Genomic DNA, 21,869 nt, shown 5'->3' on the forward strand with positions numbered 1-21,869 from the left:
CGGCCCCATCGGCGAGCAGTACTACTCGCCCAACAAGGCGCGCTTCATCGTTACGCTCAGCAAGACGCTCTGATCCCGGTCAGCGCACCGGCACCGCTCAGTCGATGCTGATGTTCGCAGCCCTGGCCACCTCGGCCCACTTCACGCGGTTGTCGTGCACCGTCTTCCTGAACTGCGCGGGCGACTCGATGCGCACGGTGTTGCCCTGGCTTTCGAAGCGCTCGCGGATCTCGGGCTGCTCGAGCACCGCCTTCACGGCGGCGTTGAGCTTGTCGACGATCTGCGCGTCGGTGCCCTTGGGCGCGAAGATGCCGAACCAGATCGAACTGTCGAAGCCCTTGGTGCCGGGAAGCCCGCTGGAGGCGATGGTGGGCACCTCCTTGACCGCGGCCACCGGCGCGGCGGTGGTCACGCCCAGGAGGCGCACCTTGCCGGCCTTGTAGTGCGGCAGCACCGTCTGCACCTGGTTCATGATGCAGCAGGTCTCGCCGCGCACCACGGAGGTGATGGCCTCGGGCCCGCCCTTGTAGGGCACGTGCACCATGTTCAGGCCGAGGCGCGAATTGAATTCGGCAAAGGCCATGTGCGTGCCGGCGCCGTTGCCTGTAGACGCATAGTTGTACTTTCCGGGGTTGGCCTTGACGAGATCGACGAACTCCTTCAAGGTCCTGGCGTTGATCACGTCCGGGTTGATGGTGAGCACGTTCGAGACGTCGAGCACCGGCGCCACCGGCACGAAGTCGGCCTCCACGTCGAACGGCAGCTTCTTGTAGAGCGCGGCGTTGCTGCCATGCGTGGCGGCGGTGCCGAACGAAAGCGCGTAGCCGTCGGGCTTGGCATGGGCCACGTACTCGCTCGCGATGTTGCCGGCCGCGCCCGACTTGTAGTCGATGATCACGGGCTTTCCAAGCTGCCGGGCGAGCGGCTCCTGGATGGCGCGGGCCACCACGTCGACGCCCGAGCCGGCCGGAAAACCCATGATCAGCGTGACCGGCTGCTGCGGCCAGTCGCCCTGCGCAAAGGCAGCCGACGATGCGGCCGCACCAAGGGCGGCGCCTGCCAGCAGCAAGGCCGGGCGGAGGCGCCGCGCGAAGAACGACGACGGCGAGAACCTGAGGTGGTGAGTGAAGGGAGAATGGATCATGACTGTCTTTCCTCGATGCGGGCGGTGCAGCCCGGGATTGTGGCGCGCGGTTCATGCCCGATCCGGTATGAGCTTATGCGGCACGCAACCGCATCGAACGATCTCTCCATAATCACCGCATGGTCCGTCCCACCCAACAACTCCACCCCACACGCGAGCCCGCGCCCGTGCGCGCGGCAGCCACCGTGCTGCTGCTGCGCGATTCCGAGGCCGGCATCGAAGTGCTGATGACGCGCCGCTCCGGCACTGCAAGCTTCGCGCCAGGCGCCTATGTGTTCCCCGGCGGGCAGATCGATGCAGCCGATGAAGCTGCCGCGCACATCGCCGCACGGCGACCCACCCAGAGCGGCCTGCAGCTGACGCAGGCGATTGCGGCGATCCGCGAAGGCTTCGAGGAGCTCGGCGTGCTGCTCGCGCGCCATGCCGACGGCCGGCCCGTGGGCGCGCAGGACATCGCGTCGATGGACCGCAGCACCGCGTCGCCCGTGTCCTTTGCCGAGCAATGCGCCGCGCGCGGGCTGGTGCTCGCCTGCGACCAGGTGTTCAGCCTCGCGCACTGGATCACCGACCGCGACCTGCCCAAGCGCTTCGACGTGCCCTTCCTGGTGGCACGCATGCCCGAGGGCCAGACGCCCACGGCCGACGAGAGCGAGCAATTCGAGCCCTGCTGGGTGCGGCCGGCCGATGCGCTGGCGCGCCATGCGGCGGGGAGCTTCTTCATGATCTTTCCGACGGTGCGCACGCTGCAGCGGCTCGCGGCCTATGCCAGCGTGGACGCGGTGCTGCAGGCCTGCGCTCCCCAGGGCGGCGCCGAGCAGCCGCTGTGGACCAGCTGCCCGCGCGCGGGCCTGCTGCGCGGCCAGGACGCGCGCTACATGGAAAGCGACTCGCCCTATGGCGAGCTCGCGCTGGTCTGCCCCGACGGACAGCTGCTGCATGCGCTCGACTGGCAGAGCGAACGCGCAGTGCCGCTGCTCAGGAACGTGCAGCGCCTGACCGCGCCCAACCCCGGTGCCATGACCGGCCCGGGCACCAACAGCTACATCGTGGGCGATGCGGACACGGGCTACCTCGTGATCGACCCGGGCCCGAACGACGCGGGCCACATCGACCGGCTCCGGCGCGCCACCGAGGGAAACATCCGCATGATCGTGTGCACCCATTCGCACGCCGACCATTCGCCCGGCGCGGCGCCGCTGCAGGCGCTGTGCAAGGAGAAGCCGCCGATCCTCGGTCTGTCTTCGGCGCCCACGGCGCGTTCGTCGGCGCGCTTTGCCGCGGAGCGCGAACTGCGCGACGGCGAACGCCTGGTGCTCGGCGGCACCACGGCCGAAGGCGAGCCCGTCAGCCACACGCTGCGCGCCATCCACACGCCGGGCCACGCCGCCAACCACCTGTGCCTCGTGCTCGAGGAAGATGGGCTGCTGTTCTCCGGCGACCACATCCTGAACGGCAGCACCACGGTGGTCGATCCGCCCGACGGCGACATGAACGCGTATCTCGATTCGCTCGACAAGCTCGATGCGGCCTGCGAGGCCGGCGGTATCGATTTCATCCTGCCCGCGCACGGCCATGTCATCGGCAGCGCACGCAGCGCCATCGCGCAGCTGAAGGCGCACCGCCTGAAGCGCGAAGCCAAGATCGCCGCGGCCATGCAAAGGCTGCCCGGGGGCACGCCGGAAGACTGGCTGCCGCTGGCCTACGACGACGTGCCCGAGCGCATGTGGCCGGTGGCCGCCCGATCGCTGGCCGCGCACGTGGCGCGCATCCGGCAACTGGCCTCCACGCCATGAGCGGCGCTTCCGAAGAAGAAGGCATCCGCCTTGCCAAGCGCGTGGCCGCACTCGCGGGCTGCTCGCGGCGCGAGGCCGAGCTGCTGATCGAGAACGGCGCGGTGCGCGTCGACGGCGTGCGGGCGCTGCTGCCGCAGTCGCGCGTGCAGGGCCACCAGAAGGTCGAGATCGAGCCCGGCGCCAAGCCGGAGCCGGTGGTGCCCGTCACCCTGCTGCTGCACAAGCCGGCCGGCATGGCCACCGACACCGCGCACCGGCTGCTGGTGGCCGCCAACCACCACGAGCCCGAGCGCGCGGGCATGCGCTTCCTGCCGGCGCACGCGAAGGCGCAGCGCTGCATGACGCCGCTCGAAACCGGCGCCAGCGGCCTCGTGGTCTACACGCAGGAATGGCGCATCGAGCGCAAGCTGCAGGAGGACGCGGGCGTGCTCGAACACGAGGTGATGGTCGACGTGGCCGGCAAGCTCAGCCCCGAGCAGCTCGTGCGCTTCGAGCGTTCGCCCGCACGCGTGAGCATCGGCCGCCAGGCCGACGAGCAGACCGGCCTGCGCTTTGCACTCAAGGGCGCGCGGCCCGGACAGATCGCGCACCTGTGCGACGAAGCCGGCCTGCGCATCCTGGCCATGCGGCGCATCCGCATCGGCCGCGTGCCGCTGGCGGGACTGGAGCCCGGCCAGTGGCGCTATCTTTCGCCGCACGAGCGCTTTTGACATCGAAGAAGAGGCACGAACAAGGCCCCAAGAGGAATCGACGACAGGAGACCCATCCATGAAGTTCGGAACCCGGATCGCCGCACTCGCCTGCACCGCCCCGCTGGCGCTGGCAGGCTGCAGCTATCTCGCGCCATTGCTGCCCTCGTACGCGCCACCGCCACCACCGGCACCGCCGCCGGTCGTGTCGCCCAGCGGGCTCGCGCCGATCACCGAGGAGCAGGTGGAGCGCATCCGCGAGGCCATCGTGACCAGGCCGCCCACGCCGGCCGTGGCCAAGGTGGTGCAAAGCGCGGCGCCCACCATCGAATCCTTCGTGCGGACCGAGGGCTGCATCACCGCGCGCAACGGCGCCGTGCTCAATCCGTTCGCGGCGCCGGGCCGGCTGTTCGACGGCACCGGTTTCCAGGGCGGGCCGATGGCCGAGATGCAGTACCACGACAAGACCGCCTGCGTGACGGTCAAGCGCATCCAGAACTGGAAGATGGTCTCGCCGAAGCGGCTGCGCTTCGAAGTGGTGTACGTGGGCGACGACGGCGAGGAGCGCTCGGTCAGGCGGCATGAACTGACGCGCCAGCCCAAGGGCGGCTGGCTCTTCACGCGCTGACGCTGATGCCGCTGGCGGCCGCGGCCGCCAGGGAAGAAAAAGTGTGAAGCCCGCCGATAAGCCGGATTCTGTGCGTTGGAGTTGCCCCCAACGTGACCGCCATTACTCTGGGCCGCCTGTCGCCAAACGGCTCGATGCCACCTACCCGCCAGCTCAGCGGAACCACCTCGATACTGGCCTACTTGGTGTTGCTGCGCGCAGAGATTGCCCGTTTCACCCGAACTCAATCGGCTCGTCTCTGTTGCTCTGATCCTCACCTCACGGTGGAGAGTCGTTAACTCCTGCGCTGTCCTGTGCAGTCCGGACGTTCCTCCAGTGCGGTCTTTCGACGCGGCGCCTTGCGGCGTCGCCCCTTGCGGGCTTGCACCAGCGGCGGTCTGGCGTGCTTCACGAGGGGGATTATCGCCCGATACCCTCGCGGGCGCCGGCCGTCCGCTCCACAATGGCGCTTCGACCGACCTGACCCGACTTCCACCCCATGTCCAAGGAGACCCTCCAATGAAGGCCCAGAACATCCTCCAGACCATCGGCAACACGCCGCACATCCGCATCAACCGCCTGTTCGGCAATGCGAAGCAGCAGGTGTGGATCAAGTCCGAGCGCGCCAACCCCGGCGGCTCCATCAAGGACCGCATCGCGCTGTCGATGGTGGAAGACGCCGAGAAGTCCGGCGCGCTGAAGCCCGGCGGCACCATCGTCGAGCCCACCTCGGGCAACACGGGCATCGGCCTGGCCATGGTCGCGGCCGTCAAGGGCTACAAGCTGATCCTCGTGATGCCCGACAGCATGTCGGTGGAGCGCCGCCGCCTCATGCTGGCCTACGGCGCCACCTTCGACCTCACGCCGCGCGCCGGCGGCATGAAGGCCTCCATTGCGCGCGCCGAGGAAATCGTGGCCGGTACGCCGGGCGCGTGGATGCCGCAGCAGTTCAACAACCCCGCCAACATCGACGTGCACGTGCGCACCACGGCCGAGGAAATCGCGGCCGACTTCCCCGAAGGCGTCGACGTGCTGATCACCGGCGTGGGCACCGGCGGCCACATCACGGGCGTGGCGCGGGTGCTCAAGAAGAAGTGGCCGAAGCTGCAGGTGTTCGCGGTGGAGCCGGTGGCCTCGCCAGTGATCTCGGGCGGCCAGCCCTCGCCGCACCCGATCCAGGGCATTGGCGCGGGCTTCATCCCGAAGAACCTCGACACCTCGCTGCTCGACGGCGTGCTGCAGGTCGACGCCGAACCGGCGCGCGAAATGGCCCGCCGCTGCGCGGTCGAGGAAGGCATGCTGGTGGGCATTTCCTCGGGTGCCACGCTCGCTGCCATCGCGCAGAAGCTGCCCTCGCTGGCGCCCGATGCGGTGGTGCTGGGCTTCAACTACGACACGGGCGAGCGCTATCTCTCCGTCGAGGGCTTCCTGCCAGCCTGACCCAGCTATCTCTTTCATAGCGCCTCGGCGCGTAAAATCCGTGGCCTGCTTGATAACCACAAGCCCCATGACATGCTGAGACTCTCCGAACTCAAACTCCCGCTGGACCACGCCCCGGAGGCGCTGGCCGCCCTGATCGCCCGGACGCTGGACGTCCCGCTCGAAGCGATCGCTTCCCACACCGTCTTCAAGCGCAGCTTCGACGCGCGCAAGGCCGACCTGCTCACGGTCTACATCGCCGACGTGCAGCTCGCCGACGCCGGGCTCGAAGCCGCGCTGCTCGCCAAGCACGCTGCGCATCCGCACATCCAGAGCGCGCCCGACATGCGCTACACGCCGCCCGCGCAGGCGCCCGAAGGCGCGCCCCGGCCCGTGGTGATCGGCTTCGGCCCCTGCGGCATCTTCGCGGCGCTGATGCTCGCGAAGATGGGTTTCAAGCCCATCGTGCTCGAACGCGGCAAGACCGTGCGCCAGCGCACCCGCGACACCTGGGGCCTGTGGCGCAAGAGCGTGCTCAACCCCGAGTCGAACGTGCAGTTCGGCGAAGGCGGCGCCGGCACCTTCTCGGACGGCAAGCTCTACAGCCAGATCAAGGACCCGCGCTTCCTCGGCCGCAAGGTGATGGAAGAGTTCGTGAAGGCCGGCGCGCCGCCAGAGATCCTCTACGTCGCGCATCCGCACATCGGCACCTTCAAGCTGGTGAAGGTGGTGGAGAACATCCGCGAGCAGATCGTCTCGCTCGGCGGCGAGATCCGCTTCGAGCAGCGCGTGACCGACGTGCAGATCGAAGACGGCCCGAGCGGCAGGCAGATTCGCGGCCTCACCGTGCTCGACCAGGCCACCGGCCAAACGAGCGAGCTGCGCGCCGACCACGTGGTGATGGCGCTCGGCCACAGCTCGCGCGATACTTTTTCCATGCTGCACGCGCGCGGCGTGCACATCGAGGCCAAGCCCTTTTCCATCGGCTTTCGCGTCGAGCACCCGCAGGGCCTGATCGACCGCGCGCGCTGGGGCCGCCATGCGGGCCATCCGCTGCTCGGCGCGGCCGACTACAAGCTGGTGCACCACGCGAGCAACGGCCGCTCGGTCTACAGCTTCTGCATGTGCCCGGGCGGCACCGTGGTCGCGGCCACCAGCGAGCCCGGCCGCGTGGTCACCAACGGCATGAGCCAGTATTCGCGCAACGAGCGCAACGCCAATGCGGGCATCGTGGTGGGCATCGACCCGCGCGACTTTCCCGGCTGGACGCCCGAGACCGCGGGCGATGCGCTCGCCGGCATCGCGCTGCAGCGCGAACTCGAGTCGAAGGCCTTCGTGCTCGGCGGCGGCGACTACCGCGCGCCCGGCCAGCTGGTGGGCGACTTCATCGCGGGCAAGCCCTCGGCCGCGCTCGGCAGCGTGCTGCCCTCGTACAAGCCCGGCGTCACGCCCACCGACCTGCACCAGGCGCTGCCGGCCTACGCCATCGAGGCGATGCGCGAAGCCTTTCCTGCCTTCGGCCGCAAGATCAAGGGCTTCGACCTGCACGATGCGGTGCTCACCGGCGTGGAAACGCGCACCTCGTCGCCGATCCGCATCACGCGCGGCGACGACTTCCAGAGCCTCAACGTGCGCGGCCTCTACCCCGCCGGCGAAGGTGCGAGCTATGCGGGCGGCATCCTGTCGGCCGGCGTCGACGGCATCAAGGTGGCCGAAGCGGTGGCGCGCAGCGTCACCGGAACATAAGCAAGGAACCCATGGCCGTGCCGAACGACGACTTCCACTTCTACGAACCCGCCAAGGGCCACGGCCTGCCGCACGATCCGTTCAATGCCATGGTCGGCCCGCGGCCGATCGGATGGATCTCGTCGCAGGACGGGAACGGCAGGCTCAACCTCGCGCCCTACAGCTTCTTCAACGCCTTCAACTACACGCCGCCCATCGTGGGCTTCGCAAGCATCGGCGCCAAGGACAGCCTGCACAACATCCGCCAGACGCGCGAGTTCGGCTGGAACCTGGCCACCCGGCCGCTGGCCGAGCAGATGAACCAGTCGTGCGCCGCCGTGCCGCCCGAGGTGAACGAGTTCGAGCTTGCCGGCCTCACGCCCGCGGCTTCGCGCCGCATCGCGGTGCCACGCGTGGCCGAGAGCCCGGTGTCCTTCGAATGCCGGCTCACGCAGCTGCTGCAGCTCGAAGGCGTGGACGGCGTGCCGGTGCCCACCTGGCTGATCCTCGGCGAGGTGGTGGGCGTGCACATTGCGCGCCACCTGCTGAAGAACGGCATCTACGACACCGCCGCGGCGCAGCCCATCCTGCGCGGCGGCGGCCCGGCCGACTACTTCGAGATCAGCCCCGACAATCTCTTCAAGATGTTCCGCCCGCGCTGAACGCGCGGAACCCTTTTTTCTCCGCCGCTGCCAGCCAACCTGACAAGAACCGACCGATGACCGACACCGCCACGCCCCAAGAAGAAATCCAGGAAGTCCAGCCGGCGGAAGCCGAGGGCACCGCCCAGTCGCACCAGCCGCACCAGCAGCCGAACGCCGATGGACGCCCGCCCCGGCCGCCGCGCGCACCGCGCCAGCCGCGCCAGCAGCAACAACAAAAGCAGAAGCCGAAACAGGTGGCACAGCAGCAACAGCCGCAGCGCGCGCGCAAGGTGCACCCGGCGCTCGAAAAGCTGTTCGAGCTTTATCCGAACATGTTCGGCGCGCGCTTCCTGCCGCTCAAGCTCGGCGTGTTCCAGGACCTGCTCGAGAAGCACCCCGACGACTTCAAGAAGGACGAGCTGAAGGTTGCGCTGGGCCTGCACGCACGCTCCACGCGCTACCTCGAGGCGGTGGCCGCGGGCCTTGCACGCCACGATCTCGACGGCAACGCGGTGGAGCCGGTTGCACCCGAGCATGTGCACCACGCGATCCTCGAACTGCATCGGCGCCGCGTGCAGCGCAACCCCGGCGAGGACCTGCGCCCCCAGCTCGTGGCACGCATCGCCCGCGCCGTGGAAGCCTCGGGCCTGGACCGCGAGGCCTACGCGGTGCTGGTGCGCTCGCGCGACGAGGAAACCAACGCCGTGCTCGACGAAGCGCTGGCCGAGCTGGCCCGCCAGGCCGCCAAGCGCGAGGCGCTGCTGCGCGCCTTCGAGGCCAGCGGCCGCAGCAGCGAGCACGAGTTCGCCGAGATGTACGGCATGGATGCCGACGAGGTAGGCCGCACGCTCGCACGCGCACGGACCGAGCGGCAGCCGGCGCCTCCGGCGGCCTGATCGCCCGGCCGTTGCCGCAGCAGCCATGACCGACTTCGCCAGCTTCGTCGCGCCGCAGGCCTGTCCAAGCGCGGCGGCGTCGGACGCGATCGGCGAAGCCTCCGCCTGCCTCGACCGCTTCACCGAACGCTTCAATGCCTGCGACACCGCAGGCATGGACGGCGAGCTTCATTTTCCGCACGTGATGCTCTCGGGCGCCGACCGCCTCGAATGGCGGGCGCCCGGCAACCATCCCGCCGATTTTTTCGAGAAGCTCATGGCTTCGGGCTGGCGGCGCACGCGCTACCAGTCGAAGGAAGCGGTGCTCGCAAGCGCCGACAAGGTGCATTTCGTCGTCACCTACACGCGCGAGGACGCCGCCGGCACGGTGCTCAGCACGCACCGCAATCTCTGGATTGCCACGCGCGTGGCGGGGCGCTGGGGCATTTCACTGCGTTCGTATTGAAGCCGCGCCGCGCCGGTCCCAATGAAAAAAGCCGCCACGGCAACCCGTGGCGGCTTTTCTTTTTTTCAGCGGATCGATCGATCAGCCGCGCGCGTTCTGCAGCGCCGCAATGCGCTCTTCGATCGGCGGGTGCGTGGCAAAGAGCTTGCCGATGCTGCCCGTGATGCCCATGGCTTCCACCGCCTTGGGCAGTTCGCCGGCCGGCAGGCCGCCCAGGCGCGCCAGCGCGTTCATCATCGGCTGCTTCTGGCCCATGAGCGCGGCCGCGCCGGCGTCGGCTCGGAATTCGCGCTGGCGCGAGAACCAGGCCACCACGATGGCGGCGGCAAAGCCCAGCACGATGTCCAGCACGATGGTGCTCACGTAGTAGCCGATGCCCGGGCCCGACGAACGGTCGTCGCCGCGGCGCAGGAAGCTGTCGACCGCATAGCCGATCACGCGCGAGAGGAACACGACGAAGGTGTTCATCACGCCCTGGATCAGCGTCATGGTGACCATGTCGCCGTTGGCGATGTGCGCCACCTCGTGGCCGATCACGGCCTCGACTTCTTCGCGCGTCATGTTCTGCAGCAGGCCGGTGGACACCGCCACCAGCGACGAGTTCTTGAACGCGCCGGTGGCGAAGGCGTTGGGCTCGCCCTCGAAGATGCCGACCTCGGGCATGCCGATGCCGGCCTTGTCGGCAAACTTGCGCACCGTGCCGACGATCCAGGCCTCGTCGGGCGACTGGGGGTTGTCGATCATGTGCAGCTTGGTCGTCCACTTGGCCATGGGCTTGCTGATCAGGAGCGAGATGATCGCGCCGCCAAAGCCCATGATGAGCGCGAAGCCGAGCAGCGCCGTGAGGTTCAGCCCGTTGGCCGTCAGGTAGCGGTTGACGCCGAGCAGGCTGGCGACGATGCCGAGCACTGCGACGACCATCACATTGGTCAAGACGAACAGAAGGATACGTTTCAAGTTGAATTCTCCGTGGGGGAATGCTGCCGCATAGATGAGGACCGGATGGCCCTCTTCAAGCCGTGCAGGAAATGGCACTCTTCCTTTGTTGTTTGGATCTTGAAGGAGGCCGCACCGCAGCCTGCGGGTAGAGCGATGATAGGAGCAAAAGTTCTACCGACCGGGCCTGAAGACCTTGGAATCGTCGTAGAAATTCGCCGCCGCGTTGCCGGCCCACCAGCCCGGCACGCCGAGCACCGGCAGCGGAACAAAGGGCTTTTGCGCCAGGTATTCCGGTGCGAGGCTGCGCGCAAGCGACCGGTCGTCGAGCGCCGCCGGTCCACCGCCATCGGGCGGCGGCAGCCGCAGCACATGCGCGGTGAGCGCTTTGCGCGGGGTGGCGAGTTTCTCGAGCAGCGCATGGCCGAACACCCAGAGGCGCGTCTCGGACCACAGCGCACGTCGCGTCACGAAAAGCGTGTGCCAGTCGCGCGCGGCCAGCGCCTGCCACAACGGCCCGGGCGCATCGAGCACGGCGCCGTTCTCGTCGAACAGCGTGAGCGCGTCGCGCAGCGGGCCGCGCGTGGCACCGATGCCCGCGCGGACGATCTCGGCGGCCTGCAGTTCGTTGAGGCGGCGCTTGGCCTCCGGAAAGGCGAGCCAGACGAGGCCGTTGAAGAAGTCGTGCAGGTTGTCGCGCGTCGGCACGGTGCCGGTCTGGAAGATGTGGGCCTCATAGGCCTGCCCCGTGGGCAGCTCCGACTGCGGCACGAAGGTGGGCCTGAAATCCGGCGCCGCTTCCCGCTGCAGCGCGGCTGCGACCGAGATGCGCAGCGCCGCCTGCGCCGCCGCTTCGCCCATGGCGCGGTAAGGCGCGAACCAGGGCTGCGCCCAGTCGATCGCCGCCAGGCTCAAGGCGTGGCGGCTCCGGTCCAGCGGATGCGGTCGGGGTGCTGCAGCACGGCGAACTCCGCCGGGAGCTTGTCGAACAGCTTGAGCGAACTGCCGTGCTTGCCGAGCAGCCCGGCCGCGCGCAGGGCCTGGGCCACGTCGTTGAGCGGCACATCGGCACCGCTGCGCAGCGCGGGTGCCGCCCGCAGGATGAATTCGGCGGCCTCGGAAGGCAGCTGCGGCGCGGGCGGCTTGGCTGCCTTGGCGGTCTTTCGGGCCGGGGCCTTGGCCGCGGTCTTGCGGGCCGGCGCGGCCGCACTCTTCGCGGTCTTTTCCGTCTTGGCCGGCGCACGCTTCGCGGCCACCTTGGCTGCGGCCTTCCTTGCCGGCGCCGTGCGGGGCGCGACCGGCGCGCCGTGGTGCTGCAGGTCGGTGAACTCGTCGTAGACCGCCACGGTCTCTTCGCCGGTCTTGCCCTGCTGGCCCAGGCCGCAGACGCGGCAGCCCTTTTCGCGCAGCCGGATCACGAGCGGCGCAAAGTCGGAATCGGAGGACACCAGCACCACCACGTCCGGCCGCTCGGCGATCACGAGGTCGATGGCATCCACGGCGAGCGCGATGTCGGTGCTGTTCTTGCCGGCCGAGAGATTGACCATCGGCCGCACCGACAGCCGCTTGAAAAGCGCCTGCTGCTTGAGTGCGGTTTCGGCGTTGCAGTAGGCGCGGCGCACATGAACCGCGCCGTGCTCGGCCAGGGTGCGCTGCACGGCCTGCTCGATCACGTCGGCCGAGACGTTGTCGGCATCGATCAGCAGCATCACCCGCAGCGTAGGTGTCATGCGAGTCTCCAGGCGATGGTTTCGCCACCGCGCAGCGGCTTGAGCGTGGCGTCGCCGTAGGGCACGGTCTCGGGCACGGTCCAGCTTTCGCGCTTCAGCGTGATGGTGCCGCTGTTGCGGGGCAGGCCGTAGAAGTCGGGACCGTGGAAGCTTGCGAAGCCCTCGAGCTTGTCGAGCGCGTCCACGCTGTCGAAGGCCTCGGCATAGAGCTCGATGGCGGTCAGCGCGGTGTAGCAGCCGGCGCAGCCGAGCGCATGCTCCTTCAGGTGGGCCGGATGCGGCGCGCTGTCGGTGCCGAGGAAGAAGCGGTCGCTGCCGCTCGTGGCCGCCTGGACCAGTGCCACGCGGTGCGTCTCGCGCTTGAGCACGGGCAGGCAGTAGTAGTGCGGGCGGATGCCGCCGGTGAAGATGGCGTTGCGGTTGTACAGCAGGTGGTGCGCGGTGATGGTGGCGGCCGTGAAGCGGTTGGCATCGCGCACGTAGTGGGCGCCCTCTGTGGTGGTGAGGTGCTCGAACACCACCTTGAGCTCGGGGAAGTCGCGGCGCAGCGGGATCATCACGCGGTCGATGAAGACGGCCTCGCGGTCGAACAGGTCGACCGCCGGGTCGGTGACTTCGCCGTGCACCAGCAGCAGCAGGCCGTGCTTCTGCATGGCTTCGAGCGTCTTGTAGGTGTGGCGGATATCGGTCACGCCGGCATCGCTGTTGGTGGTGGCGCCGGCCGGGTAGAGCTTGAGCGCGCGCACGCCGGCTTCCGCGGCCAGGGCGATTTCCTCGGGCGGCAGCTTGTCGGTCAGGTAGAGCGACATCACGGGCTCGAAGGCCGTGCCCGGCGGCACCGCCGCTCGGATGCGGTCGCGGTAGGCGATGGCCTGCGCCGCGGTGGTCACAGGTGGGCGCAGGTTGGGCATGACCAGCGCGCGGCCGAACTGGCGCGCGCTGTGCGGAACCACGGCTTCGAGGGCGGCGCCGTCGCGCACATGCAGGTGCCAGTCGTCCGGGCGGGTGATGGTGAGGGTGTCTGTCATGGGAGGGCAATTGTCGCATCGCGGCCCCGGAAACCACGGCTGGCACACGTCGTGCTTCACCACCGGTTCGATCCCTTTGCCCTTTCACCTCTAGGAGCTCCTGTGAAGCGTGCCGTTCCTGCCTCGATCCTGAAACCCCTGGCCGCCTGTGCGGCGCTCGCCACCCTGGCCTTCGCAACGCCGGCCCTGGCCCAGGAGAAGACGCTGCGCATCGCCATGACCGCGGCCGACATTCCGCGCACGCTGGGCCAGCCCGACCAGGGCTTCGAGGGCAACCGCTTCACCGGCATCCCGATCTACGACTCGCTCACGCAGTGGGACCTGTCCAAGGCCGACGCGCCGAGCGTGCTGATCCCGGCGCTGGCCAGTTCCTGGGCCGTCGACGCCAAGGACAAGACCAAGTGGGTCTTCAAGCTGCGCCCCGGCGTCAAGTTCCACGACGGCTCGGCCTTCAACGCCGATGCCGTCATCTGGAACGTGCAGAAGGTGCTCGACAAGGACGCCCCGCAGTTCGACCCCAGCCAGGTCGGCGTGACCGCGTCGCGCATGCCCACGCTGCGCACCGCGCGCAAGATCGACGACATGACGGTCGAGCTCACCACCAGCGAACCCGACGCCTTCCTGCCGATCAACCTGACCAACCTGTTCATGGCCTCGCCCGCGCAGTGGCAGAAGAAGTTCGACGCCGCGGCCGGCGCCACGCCCGCCGACAAATCCAAGGCCGCATGGACCGCCTTCGCGGCCGACCCCGCGGGCTCGGGCCCGTTCAAGGTCACGCGCTTCGTGGCCCGCGAGCGCCTCGAACTCGCCGCCAACAAGACGTACTGGGACGCCAGGCGCGTGCCCAAGATCGACAAGGTCGTGATGCTGCCGATGCCCGAGGCCAACGCGCGCACCGCTGCGCTGCTGGGCGGCCAGGTCGACTGGATCGAAGCCCCCGCGCCCGATGCCATGCCGCAGATCACGCAGCGCGGCTTCAAGATCTATTCCAACGCGCAGCCGCACGTGTGGCCGTGGCAGCTGTCGTTCGCCGAGGGCTCGCCCTGGCTCGACAAGCGCGTGCGCCAGGCCGCCAACCTGTGCATCGACCGCGGCGGCATGAAGCAGCTGCTCGGCGGCATGATGGCCGAGCCCAAGGGCACCGTGCCGCCCGGCCATCCCTGGTGGGGCAACCCGAAGTTCGACATCAAGTACGACGTGAAGGCCGCCCAGGCGCTGATGACGCAGGCCGGCTACTCGGCCGCCAAGCCGATCAAGGTGAAGGTGCAGATCTCGGCCTCGGGCTCGGGCCAGATGCAGCCGCTGCCGATGAACGAATTCGCGCAGCAGTCGCTCAAGCAGTGCTTTTTCGATGTCGAGTTCGACGTGATCGAATGGAACACGCTCTTCACCAACTGGCGCAAGGGCGTGAAGGACCCCTCGGCCAACGGCGCCAACGCCACCAACGTGAGCTTCGCGGCGATGGACCCCTTCTTTGCCATGGTGCGCTTCGTGAGCACCAAGACCTTCCCGCCGGTGTCGAACAACTGGGGCTACTACGGCAACGCCGAAGTCGACAAGCTCGTGGCCGATGCGCGCACCAGCTTCGACGACAAGGCGCGCGACGGCGCGCTGGCCAGGCTGCATGCGCACATCGTGGACGACGCGCCGTTCGTCTGGATCGCGCATGACGTGGGTCCGCGCGCGATGTCGGCCAAGGTGAAAAACGTGGTGCAGCCCAAGAGCTGGTTCATCGACATCGCCACCATGACGATGGAATGATGCTCGCCTATCTGCTGCGCCGCGTGGTCTACGCCGTGCCGATCATGATCGGCGTGGCGCTCGTGTGCTTCCTGCTGGTGCACATCGCGCCCGGCGATCCGCTGGTGTCGATCCTGCCGCCCGACGCCTCGGCCGACCTGCAGGCGCAGCTGCGCGAGCTCTACGGCTTCAACCGTTCGCTGCCGGAGCAGTTCGCGATGTGGGTCTGGCGCGCGCTGCATGGCGACCTGGGCGTCTCGATCGCGAGCAACCGCGCCGTGGCGGGCGAGGTGTTCACGGCCGTGGGCAACACGCTGCGGCTCGCGGTGGTGGCGACTTTCATCGGCTTCGTGCTGGGCTGCCTGTTCGGTTTCGTGGCCGGCTACTTCCGCAACTCGTGGCTCGACCGCTTCGCCTCGATGCTGTCGGTGCTGGGCGTGAGCGTGCCGCACTACTGGCTGGGCATGGTGATGGTGATCGTGTTCTCGTCGCAGCTCATGTGGCTGCCCGCCACCGGCGCGGGCCCGGGCGGCTCCAGCGACTGGGCCTGGGACTGGGAGCACGTGCAGTTCCTGATCCTGCCGGCCCTCACGATGTCGGTGATCCCGATGGGCATCATCGCGCGCACCGTGCGCGCGCTGGTGGCCGACATCCTCGACCAGGAATTCATCGTCGGCCTGCGCGCCAAGGGCCTGACGCACTTCGGCGTGTTCCGCCACATGGTGAAGAACGCGGCGCCCACCGCGCTGGCCGTGATGGGCCTGCAGCTGGGCTACCTGCTCGGCGGCTCGATCCTGATCGAGACGGTGTTCTCGTGGCCCGGCACCGGCTTTCTGTTGAACTCCGCGATCTTCCAGCGCGACCTGCCGCTGCTGCAGGGAACCATCCTGGTGCTGGCGCTGTTCTTCGTGTTGCTCAACCTGCTGGTCGACGTGCTGCAAACCATGCTTGACCCGCGGATCGCGCGGGCATGACCACCATGAGCGCACTGCCCCTCCCCTCCTCTTCTTCCTCCGCCGCCGCCGACGCGAAGCCGCTGCTGCCGATGCAGCGCTCGCGCGGCTACTGGACCTCGGCGCTGCTGCGCTTCACGCGCGATCCGGTCGCCATGGGTGCCGCGTTCGTGGTGCTGCTGCTGATCGGCCTGGCCGTGCTCGGCCCGTGGCTCGCGCCGGCCGATCCCTACGCCTCGTCGATGCTCAAGCGGCTCAAGCCGATCGGCACCGAAGGCCTGCCGCTGGGCAGCGACGAGCTGGGCCGCGACATGCTGTCGCGCCTGATCGTGGGCGCACGGCTGTCGCTGTTCATCGGCATCACGCCGGTGATCTGCGCCTTCGTGCTCGGCACGGTGATCGGCATCGTCGCGGGCTATGCGGGCGGCTTCACCAACACGCTGATCATGCGCACCATCGACGTGTTCTACGCCTTTCCCTCGGTGCTGCTGGCCATTGCGCTGTCGGGCACGCTGGGCGCGGGCGTGGTCAATTCGCTGATCTCGCTGACCATCGTCTTCATTCCGCAGATCGCGCGCGTGGCCGAAAGCGTGACCACGCAGGTGCGCACGCGCGACTACGTGGAGGCGGCGCGCGCCTCGGGCGCGAACCCGTTCACGATCGTGCGGGTGCATGTGCTGGGCAATGTGCTCGGCCCGATCTTCGTGTACGCCACCAGCCTGATCGCGGTGTCGATGATCCTGGCCTCGGGCCTCTCGTTCCTGGGCCTGGGCGTGAAGCCGCCGGAGCCGGAGTGGGGCCTGATGCTCAACACGCTGCGCACCGCGATCTACGTGCAGCCCTGGGTCGCAGCATTGCCGGGGGCGATGATCTTCATCACTTCGATCTCCTTCAATCTTCTGTCAGATGGGTTGCGGTCGGCGATGGACAACAAGGGGTGAGGATGCTTTGCGTTGTATGTTCTGCGCAGTCTTCAGGGCGCGCTCCCGCCGACGGGGGACATTCGCGGAGGGGAGTACCCGGTGGCCCGTGCACGCGCCCCGAACAAGAACAACAAGAGCAACAAAGGAGCGTGAAAACATGGACGCACTGAAAGACATCGGCGGCCCCGCACAACCGCTGCTCACCATCACCGGCCTGGTCAAGCACTTCCCGCTCAAGAAAGATCCGCTGGGCCGCGGCGGTGGCGTGGTGCGCGCAGTCGACGGCGTTGACTTCGAAGTGCTCAAGGGCGAAACGCTCGGCGTGGTCGGCGAATCGGGCTGCGGCAAATCGACCACCGCACGGCTGCTGATGCAGCTGATTGCACCAACGCGGGGCGAAGTGGTGTTCGACGGCCGCGAAGTCGGCGGCCGCGAGCTGCCGCTCAAGGAGTTCCGGCGCCAGGTGCAGATGGTGTTCCAGGACAGCTACGCCTCGCTCAACCCGCGCCTCACCATCGAGGACTCGGTCGCCTTCGGCCCGCAGGTGCACGGCGTCGGCCGGCGCGAGGCCGTGGCGCGTGCGCGCGACCTGCTCGCGCGCGTCGGGCTCGAGCCGCAGCGCTTTGCCGAACGCTATCCGCACGAGCTGTCGGGCGGCCAGCGCCAGCGCGTCAACATCGCGCGCGCGCTCGCGCTGCAGCCGCGCATGGTGATCCTCGACGAGGCCGTGTCGGCGCTCGACAAGTCGGTGGAAGCGCAGGTCATCAACCTGCTGCTCGACCTCAAGGCCGAGTTCGGCCTGACCTATCTCTTCATCAGCCACGACCTCAACGTGGTGCGCTACGTGAGCGACCGCGTGATGGTCATGTACCTGGGCCAGGTGGCCGAGATCGGTCCGGCCGACGCGCTCTACGATGCGCCGGCGCATCCCTACACCCGTGCGCTGCTCTCGTCGATGCCCTCGATGGACCCCGACCACCGCACCGAAGAGGCTGCGCTGGCCGGCGACCCGCCGAACCCGATCAACCCGCCCACGGGCTGCCGCTTCCATCCGCGCTGCGCACTGGCCGCGCCGGTATGCAGCCAGGTGGTGCCCGAGCCCATCGCCACCGGCGCGCGGCATGCGGCCAGCTGCCTGGTCCACGAGCCCGGGAGCGGGCATCCGATGGCCGTGCCGCTGGCCAGGGCGGCGTGAACGCATGACGACGATGAACAACCCGACTTCTTCCTCCCCCGAGCCGATGGTCCGCCTGCGTGACCTCAGCGTCGCATTCAGCGGCGGCCGCAAGCCCGTGCACGCGGTCAGCGGCGTGAGCCTGGAGGTGCAGCGCGGCGAGGTGGTCGCGCTGATCGGCGAATCGGGCTCCGGCAAGAGCGTGACCCTGCGCACGCTGCTGCGCCTGCATCCCGAGCGCCGCACGCGCATCGGCGGGCAGGTGCAGGTGGCCGGGCGCGACGTGCTCGCGATGCCCGCGCGCGAACTCGACGACTTCCGCGGCAAGGTCGCCTCGATGATCTTCCAGGAGCCGCTGCTCGCGCTCGATCCGGTGTATTCGGTCGGCGCGCAGATCGTCGAGTCGATCCGCCGGCACGAGAAGAAGGTCACGGCGACCGAGGCGCAGCAGCGTGCGCTCGCGCTGTTCGAGCGCGTGCGCATCCCGAGCCCCGAGCGGCGCCTGGCGGCCTACCCGCACGAGATGTCGGGCGGCATGCGGCAGCGCGCGATGATCGCGCTGGCGCTGGCCTGCCGCCCGCAGCTGCTGCTGGCCGACGAGCCGACCACCGCGCTCGACGCCACGGTGCAGATCCAGATCCTGCTGCTGCTGCGCGAACTGCAGCGCGACCTCGGCCTGTCGGTGATCTTCGTCACGCACGACATCGGCGCCGCGGTCGAGGTGGCCGACCGCATCGCCGTGATGTATGCCGGGCGCATCGTCGAGGAAGGCACGGCACGCGAGCTGATCCGCTCGCCGCGGCATCCCTACACCATTGCGCTGCTCAAGAGCCGCGCGCATGGCGCGCTGGCGCGCGGCGCGCGGCTCGAGACCATCGGCGGCGCGCCGCCCGACCTGTCGGCACTGCCGCCGGGCTGCGCCTTTGCCGAACGCTGCGCGCTCGCCACCGATGCCTGCCGCGTCGCGCAGCCGCCGGTGGTCGAGCTCGCGCCGAAGCACCGCGCGCGCTGCATCCATACCGATGCCGCCGCCGCCATCGCACCCACGCTGGTCGCCTGACCCGCCCCTGCACACACACCACGACAACACGCCATGCCCCTGCACGACCCCGCCCACGCCTTCGTTCCGTACCCCGACGCGCCTGTGCCGCATGCGCCCACCGGCCCGCTGGCCGACCTGAGCTTTGCAGCGAAGGACCTGTTCGACGTGGCCGGCTATCCCACCGGCGGCGGCAGCCCGATCGTGCTGGCGATGTCGGGCATCAAGACCCGCACCGCCCCCACCGTGCAGAAGCTGCTCGATGCGGGCGCGCGCTTCGCGGGCAAGACCGTGACCGACGAACTCGCGTTCTCGATGAACGGCAACAACGCCCACTTCGGGGCGCCGGTCAACGGCGCCGCGAAAGACCGCATCACGGGCGGCTCGTCGTCGGGCTCGGCCTCGGCCGTGTCATCGGGCCTGTGCGACTTCGCGCTCGGTACCGACACCGGCGGCTCGGTGCGCGCGCCGGCCAACCACTGCGGCCTGTACGGCCTGCGTCCCACGCACGGCCGCGTGAGCCTCGAAGGCGCACTGGACCTCGCGCCCAGCCTCGACACCTGCGGCTGGTTCGCGCGCGACATCGGCACCTTCGCGCGCGTCGCCGACGTGCTGCTGGGCAGCGACACCGCCGCGCTGCCCGCGCGCGTGCGGCTGCTGCGTCCCGAGGACGTGTGGTCGCTCGCGGTGCCGGCCGCGGCCGACGCGCTGGCGGACGCTGCCGCGCGCGTGCAGCACGTGCTCGGCGATGCGACAGGCATCGAGGTCGCGCTCGACTCCTTCGACGCGATGTACTGGAACTTCCGCTACGTGCAGGCGCACGAGGCCTGGCTCACCGACGGTCCGCTGATCGAGCGCTATGCGCCGCCGCTGGGCCCGGGCGTGGCCGAGCGCTTTGCCTGGTCGCGCGGCGTGAACGATGCACAGATCGTTGCCGGCCGCGCCTTCCGCACCGCCTTCCGCAGCCACCTTGCCAAGCTGCTCGGCAGCGACGGCGTGCTGCTGATGCCGACCATGCCCGACATCGCGCCGCTGCGCAGCGAGGGCGAGGCCGGCCTGGAAGACTACCGCAACCGCGCGATCCAGATGCTGTGCATCGCGGGCCTTGCCGGCTTTCCGCAGCTGTCGATGCCGCTCGCGGAGCGCCACGGTGCGCCGCTGGGCATTTCGCTGCTCGGGCCGGCGGGGTCGGATCGGTCATTGATTGCGCTGGCGCAAGCGATCGCCATCTGAGGCCGGTTCCAATCCGGTGATGAACAGAAGGCGACTCATCACCGCTGCCACGATCGCAGCCGCAGGCGCGGGCGGCGCCCTTTCGCTCCATGCCTTGCGCAGGGACAACCAGGCCTACGAACAGGCCGTGCAAGCCCTCTGGCGCCGTGCCCCCGACGGTACGCCCGGCCCCTCGGTCCTGGTGCGGGAACTGGTGCGCCATGCGACGCTGGCGCCATCGAGCCACAACACGCAGTGCTGGAAGTTCGGCGGCGACGAGAAATCCATCTCGATCCGGCCCGACTTCGGCCGGCGCTGTCCGGTCGTCGATCCCGACGACCACCATCTGTTCGTCAGCCTCGGCTGCGCCGCCGAGAACCTCGTGCAGGCCGCTGCGGCGATGGGCTTTCGCGGCGATGCCTCATTCCGGGACGGCCCACAGGAGGCGCTGGACATCGCGCTCGGGACCGCGAAGCCCGTCGACTCCGCGCTGTTCCAGGCGATCACGCGCCGGCAGTCGACCCGCGCCGAGTTCGACGGCCGGCCGCTTTCGAACGAGGAACTGAAGACCCTCGAGATCGCGGGCACGGGCCACGGCGTGCGGGTTCTGCTGCTCACCGGCCAGCAGGCACTGGAGAACGTGCTCGACCACGTGGTCCAGGGCAACACCGCCCAGATGCGCGACCCGGCCTTCGTGCGGGAACTGAAGGCATGGATCCGCTTCAACGGCGCGCAGGCGGTGGATACCGGGGACGGCCTGTTCGCGAAATCCTCCGGCAACCCCGCGATGCCCGGCTGGCTCGGCCCGCGGATGTTCGACCTCTTCTTCACGGAGAAGGCCGAGAACGACAAGTACGCGCGGCACATCCGAAGTTCGGCGGGCATCGCGGTCTTCGTTTCGGACGCGGACGACAAGCGCCATTGGATCGAGGCGGGCCGTGCCTTCGAGCGCTTCGCGCTGCAGGCCACCGCGCTCGGTGTCCGGACCGCGCATCTGAACCAGCCGGTGGAGGTCTCGCGTCTCAGGCCGCGGTTCGCGGAGTCACTGGGCATTGCGAGCGGAAGGCCCGATCTGGTCGTGCGCTTCGGCCGGGGGCCGGAAACGCCCCGCTCGCTGCGCCGCCCGGTCGACGCGGTCTGGGCGTGAGCCGCCGGGCCGGCGCTGCGGTCAACTCAAGGGCTGGCTCCTCGGCAAGCGCGCCTAGCGCTGCCAGTCGACGACCACCCGCGCCGCCAGCGCGCAGGTATCGCAATCGACACGCGCCGCGGTCCGCTCCACCACCACGAAGTCGCCCGCATCCACCGCGAGCAGCGCGTGGTGCCAGGTGCCGGGCGCGAGCGTCACGCCCTGCAGCCCGTCGGTGGCGAACGCAGCGAGCGTGCCGGCCGCGGGAGCCTCGCCGGCCGGCGCCACGACGATGACGAAGCGCCTTTCTCCCAAGGGCACGAAAGTCTGGCTGCCGAGCGCGTGGCGCTCCATCTCCGTGACTTCGTGCGGAAAACGCCGCGCCTGCGCGCGGAACAGCGCGAGCATCGGCCGGCCACCCTGCGCGCCGAGCTGCAGGTCGCCGACGAGGTCGAAGCGTTCGGCATTGCCGCCATTGATCGGGCGGCCCGTGCCGGTGGGCGCGGCCAGTACCGTGCCGTAGGGCGCGAAAGCCTGTGGTGTCAGCGCTTGCACCGTGAGCGCGACCGGGGCGGGGGGAGCAGCATCGTTCATGCGGTGGAGTACAGCAGAAAACATGCCGAGGGTCACCGCGTCCGCCTGCGGC

At 69.2% G+C, this 21,869-nt stretch carries 21 protein-coding genes and 1 other RNA gene; 15 read left to right on the forward strand and 7 right to left on the reverse strand.

The annotated features are described in order from the left end of the window. Window positions 1-97 precede the first annotated feature (97 nt). The gene (locus tag EJO66_RS19310) at window positions 98-1,144 is read right to left on the reverse strand and encodes a Bug family tripartite tricarboxylate transporter substrate binding protein (protein WP_125965801.1); all 1,047 of its coding nucleotides are present in this window, start codon (window positions 1,142-1,144) and stop codon (window positions 98-100) included. 119 nt (window positions 1,145-1,263) lie between these two features. Between EJO66_RS19310 and EJO66_RS19315 the strand changes: the two genes are divergently transcribed. From EJO66_RS19315 to EJO66_RS19325, 3 genes are read left to right on the forward strand one after another with little or no spacing between them, the layout of a single operon-like run. Continuing rightward, window positions 1,264-2,937 (forward strand): MBL fold metallo-hydrolase, encoded by a 1,674-nt coding sequence (locus tag EJO66_RS19315; RefSeq protein WP_125965802.1) that lies wholly within the window; start codon window positions 1,264-1,266, stop codon window positions 2,935-2,937. After that, the gene (locus EJO66_RS19320; protein WP_124959717.1) at window positions 2,934-3,647 is read left to right on the forward strand and encodes an RNA pseudouridine synthase; all 714 of its coding nucleotides are present in this window, start codon (window positions 2,934-2,936) and stop codon (window positions 3,645-3,647) included. Before EJO66_RS19315 ends, EJO66_RS19320 begins: the two co-directional genes overlap by 4 nt. Window positions 3,648-3,705: 58 nt before the next feature. Continuing rightward, window positions 3,706-4,254 (forward strand): hypothetical protein, encoded by a 549-nt coding sequence (locus tag EJO66_RS19325; protein WP_124959718.1) that lies wholly within the window; start codon window positions 3,706-3,708, stop codon window positions 4,252-4,254. Window positions 4,255-4,295: 41 nt separating this feature from the next. Here the strand turns inward: EJO66_RS19325 and rnpB are convergent. Next, window positions 4,296-4,643, reverse strand: an RNA gene (rnpB, locus tag EJO66_RS19330) — RNase P RNA component class A. 109 nt (window positions 4,644-4,752) lie between these two features. Between rnpB and cysK the strand changes: the two genes are divergently transcribed. From cysK to EJO66_RS32595, 5 genes are all read left to right on the forward strand, one after another. Next, window positions 4,753-5,673: a cysteine synthase A gene (gene cysK / locus EJO66_RS19335; RefSeq protein ID WP_124959719.1), complete on the forward strand. Its 921-nt coding sequence runs from the start codon at window positions 4,753-4,755 to the stop codon at window positions 5,671-5,673. Window positions 5,674-5,745: 72 nt separating this feature from the next. Further along, complete coding sequence (locus EJO66_RS19340) at window positions 5,746-7,398, forward strand: NAD(P)/FAD-dependent oxidoreductase (RefSeq protein ID WP_124959720.1); 1,653 nt, start codon at window positions 5,746-5,748, stop codon at window positions 7,396-7,398. An 11-nt stretch (window positions 7,399-7,409) separates the two neighbouring features. After that, the gene (locus tag EJO66_RS19345) at window positions 7,410-8,039 is read left to right on the forward strand and encodes a flavin reductase family protein (protein ID WP_124959721.1); all 630 of its coding nucleotides are present in this window, start codon (window positions 7,410-7,412) and stop codon (window positions 8,037-8,039) included. Window positions 8,040-8,095: 56 nt separating this feature from the next. Beyond that, a complete protein-coding gene (locus tag EJO66_RS19350; protein WP_164547858.1) occupies window positions 8,096-8,917 on the forward strand; it encodes a ProQ/FINO family protein in 822 nt (273 codons plus the stop codon). Between the two features lie 25 nt (window positions 8,918-8,942). After that, on the forward strand, window positions 8,943-9,362 hold the full coding sequence (locus EJO66_RS32595; protein ID WP_164547859.1) for a hypothetical protein: 420 nt from the start codon (window positions 8,943-8,945) through the stop codon (window positions 9,360-9,362). Window positions 9,363-9,443: 81 nt separating this feature from the next. Here EJO66_RS32595 and htpX read toward each other — a convergent pair whose 3' ends face one another. From htpX to pyrC, 4 genes are all read right to left on the reverse strand, one after another. Then, on the reverse strand, window positions 9,444-10,319 hold the full coding sequence (htpX, locus tag EJO66_RS19355; protein ID WP_124959722.1) for a protease HtpX: 876 nt from the start codon (window positions 10,317-10,319) through the stop codon (window positions 9,444-9,446). 153 nt (window positions 10,320-10,472) lie between these two features. Beyond that, window positions 10,473-11,213 carry a DUF3025 domain-containing protein gene (locus EJO66_RS19360; RefSeq protein ID WP_124959723.1) on the reverse strand — a complete coding sequence of 247 codons (741 nt, stop codon included), beginning with the start codon at window positions 11,211-11,213 and terminating at the stop codon, window positions 10,473-10,475. After that, entirely contained in the window at window positions 11,210-12,028 is an 819-nt protein-coding gene (locus tag EJO66_RS19365; RefSeq protein ID WP_124959724.1) for an NYN domain-containing protein, read from the reverse strand. Before EJO66_RS19365 ends, EJO66_RS19360 begins: the two co-directional genes overlap by 4 nt. Continuing rightward, a complete protein-coding gene (gene pyrC / locus EJO66_RS19370) occupies window positions 12,025-13,056 on the reverse strand; it encodes a dihydroorotase (RefSeq protein WP_125965803.1) in 1,032 nt (343 codons plus the stop codon). The genes EJO66_RS19365 and pyrC overlap by 4 nt, the downstream gene beginning before the upstream one ends. A gap of 102 nt (window positions 13,057-13,158) precedes the next feature. On the opposite strand from pyrC, the gene EJO66_RS19375 reads away from it, so the two are divergent. The 7 genes from EJO66_RS19375 to EJO66_RS19405 all read left to right on the forward strand — a co-directional run bounded on the left by EJO66_RS19375 (window position 13,159) and on the right by EJO66_RS19405 (window position 21,244). Further along, a complete protein-coding gene (locus EJO66_RS19375) occupies window positions 13,159-14,817 on the forward strand; it encodes an ABC transporter substrate-binding protein (protein WP_124959726.1) in 1,659 nt (552 codons plus the stop codon). Then, complete coding sequence (locus EJO66_RS19380; RefSeq protein ID WP_125965902.1) at window positions 14,817-15,770, forward strand: ABC transporter permease; 954 nt, start codon at window positions 14,817-14,819, stop codon at window positions 15,768-15,770. The genes EJO66_RS19375 and EJO66_RS19380 overlap by 1 nt, the downstream gene beginning before the upstream one ends. Window positions 15,771-15,775: 5 nt before the next feature. Next, window positions 15,776-16,690 (forward strand): ABC transporter permease, encoded by a 915-nt coding sequence (locus tag EJO66_RS19385; RefSeq protein WP_125965804.1) that lies wholly within the window; start codon window positions 15,776-15,778, stop codon window positions 16,688-16,690. Between the two features lie 139 nt (window positions 16,691-16,829). Then, window positions 16,830-17,867 (forward strand): ABC transporter ATP-binding protein, encoded by a 1,038-nt coding sequence (locus tag EJO66_RS19390; RefSeq protein ID WP_125965805.1) that lies wholly within the window; start codon window positions 16,830-16,832, stop codon window positions 17,865-17,867. A 46-nt stretch (window positions 17,868-17,913) separates the two neighbouring features. Further along, complete coding sequence (locus EJO66_RS19395; protein ID WP_124959883.1) at window positions 17,914-18,906, forward strand: ABC transporter ATP-binding protein; 993 nt, start codon at window positions 17,914-17,916, stop codon at window positions 18,904-18,906. Between the two features lie 33 nt (window positions 18,907-18,939). After that, window positions 18,940-20,118, forward strand: a complete 1,179-nt coding sequence (locus EJO66_RS19400) for an amidase (protein ID WP_125965806.1) — start codon at window positions 18,940-18,942, stop codon at window positions 20,116-20,118. Between the two features lie 19 nt (window positions 20,119-20,137). Continuing rightward, complete coding sequence (locus EJO66_RS19405; RefSeq protein WP_124959730.1) at window positions 20,138-21,244, forward strand: Acg family FMN-binding oxidoreductase; 1,107 nt, start codon at window positions 20,138-20,140, stop codon at window positions 21,242-21,244. Between the two features lie 54 nt (window positions 21,245-21,298). Here the strand turns inward: EJO66_RS19405 and EJO66_RS19410 are convergent, their stop codons facing one another. Beyond that, the gene (locus EJO66_RS19410; RefSeq protein ID WP_124959731.1) at window positions 21,299-21,817 is read right to left on the reverse strand and encodes an ureidoglycolate lyase; all 519 of its coding nucleotides are present in this window, start codon (window positions 21,815-21,817) and stop codon (window positions 21,299-21,301) included. Between the last annotated feature and the right edge of the window lie 52 nt (window positions 21,818-21,869).

Origin of the sequence: Variovorax beijingensis (assembly GCF_003951285.1) — a bacterium.
Taxonomy (GTDB): domain Bacteria; phylum Pseudomonadota; class Gammaproteobacteria; order Burkholderiales; family Burkholderiaceae_C; genus Variovorax; species Variovorax beijingensis.

What these genes read in the sequence shown, in the direction of transcription:
- EJO66_RS19310 (WP_125965801.1), bottom strand. Translation starts at nt 1,144, where the DNA reads ATGATCCATTCTCCCTTCACTCACCACCTCAGGTTCTCGCCGTCGTCG.
- EJO66_RS19315 (WP_125965802.1), top strand. Translation starts at nt 1,264, where the DNA reads ATGGTCCGTCCCACCCAACAACTCCACCCCACACGCGAGCCCGCGCCC.
- EJO66_RS19320 (WP_124959717.1), top strand. Translation starts at nt 2,934, where the DNA reads ATGAGCGGCGCTTCCGAAGAAGAAGGCATCCGCCTTGCCAAGCGCGTG.
- EJO66_RS19325 (WP_124959718.1), top strand. Translation starts at nt 3,706, where the DNA reads ATGAAGTTCGGAACCCGGATCGCCGCACTCGCCTGCACCGCCCCGCTG.
- cysK (WP_124959719.1), top strand. Translation starts at nt 4,753, where the DNA reads ATGAAGGCCCAGAACATCCTCCAGACCATCGGCAACACGCCGCACATC.
- EJO66_RS19340 (WP_124959720.1), top strand. Translation starts at nt 5,746, where the DNA reads ATGCTGAGACTCTCCGAACTCAAACTCCCGCTGGACCACGCCCCGGAG.
- EJO66_RS19345 (WP_124959721.1), top strand. Translation starts at nt 7,410, where the DNA reads ATGGCCGTGCCGAACGACGACTTCCACTTCTACGAACCCGCCAAGGGC.
- EJO66_RS19350 (WP_164547858.1), top strand. Translation starts at nt 8,096, where the DNA reads ATGACCGACACCGCCACGCCCCAAGAAGAAATCCAGGAAGTCCAGCCG.
- EJO66_RS32595 (WP_164547859.1), top strand. Translation starts at nt 8,943, where the DNA reads ATGACCGACTTCGCCAGCTTCGTCGCGCCGCAGGCCTGTCCAAGCGCG.
- EJO66_RS19365 (WP_124959724.1), bottom strand. Translation starts at nt 12,028, where the DNA reads ATGACACCTACGCTGCGGGTGATGCTGCTGATCGATGCCGACAACGTC.
- pyrC (WP_125965803.1), bottom strand. Translation starts at nt 13,056, where the DNA reads ATGACAGACACCCTCACCATCACCCGCCCGGACGACTGGCACCTGCAT.
- EJO66_RS19380 (WP_125965902.1), top strand. Translation starts at nt 14,817, where the DNA reads ATGCTCGCCTATCTGCTGCGCCGCGTGGTCTACGCCGTGCCGATCATG.
- EJO66_RS19385 (WP_125965804.1), top strand. Translation starts at nt 15,776, where the DNA reads ATGAGCGCACTGCCCCTCCCCTCCTCTTCTTCCTCCGCCGCCGCCGAC.
- EJO66_RS19390 (WP_125965805.1), top strand. Translation starts at nt 16,830, where the DNA reads ATGGACGCACTGAAAGACATCGGCGGCCCCGCACAACCGCTGCTCACC.
- EJO66_RS19395 (WP_124959883.1), top strand. Translation starts at nt 17,914, where the DNA reads ATGGTCCGCCTGCGTGACCTCAGCGTCGCATTCAGCGGCGGCCGCAAG.
- EJO66_RS19400 (WP_125965806.1), top strand. Translation starts at nt 18,940, where the DNA reads ATGCCCCTGCACGACCCCGCCCACGCCTTCGTTCCGTACCCCGACGCG.
- EJO66_RS19405 (WP_124959730.1), top strand. Translation starts at nt 20,138, where the DNA reads ATGAACAGAAGGCGACTCATCACCGCTGCCACGATCGCAGCCGCAGGC.
- EJO66_RS19410 (WP_124959731.1), bottom strand. Translation starts at nt 21,817, where the DNA reads ATGAACGATGCTGCTCCCCCCGCCCCGGTCGCGCTCACGGTGCAAGCG.